This is a genomic window from Balnearium lithotrophicum (assembly GCF_900182585.1).
GTDB lineage: Bacteria > Aquificota > Aquificia > Desulfurobacteriales > Desulfurobacteriaceae > Balnearium > Balnearium lithotrophicum.
In genome coordinates this window covers 1-2,593 of the sequence record NZ_FXTM01000044.1, presented here as the reverse complement: position 1 = coordinate 2,593, position 2,593 = coordinate 1, and the positions used below count along the sequence as shown (strand labels likewise).

The window sequence follows — 2,593 nt, the reverse complement described above, 5'->3', positions numbered from 1 at the left end:
ATCTGAGGTTGTCTTACTCTGTGGGGTCTTTTGTTTCTGTCTTTGAGGCCTTCTAAACCGTACTTTTTGTATCTATTTTTCCATTTGTAGAAGGTGGTTGGACTTATTCCGAAGTATCTGCAGGTTAGTCTTGCATTTTGGTGTTTTTCGTAATGTTGAATCCATTTAAGTCTTTTTCTCACGTTTGGGTCTTTTGTTAGGTCGAGTTTTGTTTTTATTTTCGTTCCTCTTTTGATTGTTTTTTTGAAGGGTGTATTTGATATGTGCAGGGATGTTCCTTTGAATTTCTTTAATTGTTTCATTGGTGGACACCTCCTTTTGTTGGAGTTCAAATCTTATTTTAGGGTGTCCACCTTCTTTCTGAACTTCAACAGCGAAATCTTATACGTAGTTAAGATGGAAAATGGCTTTCCAGTTATTGTAAAAAAGTTCCACTGTATTACCGGGAAGAGACCTGGAGATAAATTGGGAGAAGGGGATTTAAGAACACCTGAAGGAATATACTTCCCAATGTACTGGAGAGAAAATCTCCCTCCAATATATGGTTTAGGTGCATTTCCATTAAACTATCCAAATCTATTAGACAGGAAAATACTAAAAAGAGATGGACATGGAATTTGGATTCATGGAACAAACAATCCCCATAGACCTCCTCACAGCTCCAACGGTTGTATAGTATTAAAAAATCCAGACCTTAGAGTACTTAAAAATCTCATATCAACGAAGAGAACACCTGTTGTAATAGTTTCTGAATTGAGCTTCTCTTCGAAAGAGGAGTTCATAAATGAGAAGAAGGACTTGATAAACTTTATTCTGAAGTGGAAAAAAGCTTGGGAGAATTCTCCAAAGGATATAGCTACCTACCTATCCCTCTACGATGAAAGGTTTGTCTGGAAGAGAGGAGATATCAACTCCTGGATAAGTTATAAGAAAAGAATAACGAAGAGGAAAAAATGGATAAAGATAGATATATCTGACTTGACGATAACAAAGGATGAATTAGGAAATCTCTACGTTGCGAGAATGATATTGAGGTACAAATCTAACAACTATCATTCCACTACAAATAAAGTGTTATATATTTATAAGAAGGGGAAACAATGGAAGATTCTTGGAGAAGAGAATTTATAAAAGGTTTAATTGGTGCTTTTTCCCTTCCCTTCTTCAGTATTAAGGAAGCTTTTGCTTCAAAAGGAAGTGTTCTTATAAAGCTTCCTCCCCTTCCCCTTCAGGAAACCCACATTGTGGGAAAGGAAAAGGGAGGAAGAGTACTCATAGTTGGTGGTATACATGGGAATGAACCTGGAGCTTACAAGGCGGCAGACATTTTAAGACACGTAAAAGTTAAAAGGGGAGAGCTCTTTATAGCACCAAGAATGAACTTTGTCTCTATTCTTGCTAACCAGAGGGGATACAATGGAGACATGAATAGAAAATTTTCTAATTTGTCTCCTAAAGACCCAGATTACGATAAAGTAGTCTGGCTCAAAAATTTCATAGAGGAGGTTAAACCTGATATTGTTTTAACGTTACACGACGGTTTTGGTTTTCACTCCCTTAATCCAAGGTTCTGGGGACAGTGTATTGTTATTGATGGTGAAGTTTATAAAGGTATAGAACTTGGAAAAATAGCAAGGTATGTCTCAAAAAATGTAAACAAGGAAATAAGTAACCGAAAGTGGAAAATTCCTGTCTATAATACTCGAACCTTTGATAAAGATACAAAACATCCCGAACAGAGGAAATCTCTAACTTACTATTGTTTAAAAAATCTAAATATCCCTGCCATCTGTTTAGAAACTTCAAAACAGATGCCAAATTTGGAAACAAAGGTTGTTTTTCATCTTAAAATGCTAAAGGAATTCTTTGATTTGTACAATGTAACAATAGAACCTGATTTTCGATATCTCATATCAAATGTACAAAAGCTCTTATACCCTCAAAATTTCTATTCGGCAACTGTTTGTGTAAATGGGAGGATAATTGAAATCTCGTCTTCAAGGAAGCTTAAAGTACCTCCAAGAAGTACTGTTCAGGTGATACGTTTTAATGGAACAGATGGAACAAATGGCATTTTTAATGGTGTAAATAAGAACTATCGAGAATTTTCTATAAGAAGAAAGTTAAGTATTGATGTAAAGGATGACTTTAAAAAGAAATTTAATATTAGCATTGTAGTTGGATAATTCAACTACAGAACAAGTATTATTTCAACTAAGTCTTTCTGTTAAACATTTAAAATTTCAAAAAGAAACACTTACGTGGAACTTTAAAAGGATAAAATAGAAAGGCAAAAAAGATCAAAACACGGAGAGAACTAAGAACAAACAAACCCAGAAAGTATATACTGCAAAATGAGAATCTTCTATCAACTTAAATGAAAGGGTATTGAACACTATTTAGCTATCCGAGGTCTCCCAAGACCAATTCCCACGTTGAAAGGTTCATACAGACGGTGGAGAAGGAACTGTGGATGATAGAAGGGACTGAGCCGAAAATTGATGAAATGAACAGGAAACTATTTAGGTATCTAAACTTTTACAACTTCGTTAGGCCTCATCAAGGTCTTGGTTATAAGACTCCAGTAGAGAAG

At 35.1% G+C, this 2,593-nt stretch carries 3 protein-coding genes and 1 pseudogene; 3 read left to right on the top strand and 1 reads right to left on the bottom strand.

What is annotated here, in order from left to right:
• On the bottom strand, nt 1–302 hold a 302-nt coding region (locus FN732_RS09450), incomplete at its 3' end, for a helix-turn-helix domain-containing protein (protein WP_142933554.1).
• A gap of 43 nt (nt 303–345) precedes the next feature.
• Here FN732_RS09450 and FN732_RS09445 point away from each other — a divergent pair.
• The 3 genes and pseudogenes from FN732_RS09445 to FN732_RS09435 form a co-directional block, all read left to right on the top strand.
• Nucleotides 346–1,131 carry a L,D-transpeptidase family protein gene (locus FN732_RS09445; RefSeq protein WP_246051374.1) on the top strand — a complete coding sequence of 262 codons (786 nt, stop codon included), beginning with the start codon at nt 346–348 and terminating at the stop codon, nt 1,129–1,131.
• Complete coding sequence (locus FN732_RS09440; protein WP_142936286.1) at nt 1,101–2,186, top strand: M14/M99 family metallopeptidase; 1,086 nt, start codon at nt 1,101–1,103, stop codon at nt 2,184–2,186. The genes FN732_RS09445 and FN732_RS09440 overlap by 31 nt, the downstream gene beginning before the upstream one ends.
• 195 nt (nt 2,187–2,381) lie before the next feature.
• Nucleotides 2,382–2,593 (top strand): annotated as a pseudogene (locus FN732_RS09435) (integrase core domain-containing protein); the annotation flags it as partial.

Bases quoted from the DNA above. Each gene is read 5' to 3' on its own strand.
- FN732_RS09440 (WP_142936286.1), top strand. From the start codon at position 1,101: ATGGAAGATTCTTGGAGAAGAGAATTTATAAAAGGTTTAATTGGTGCT.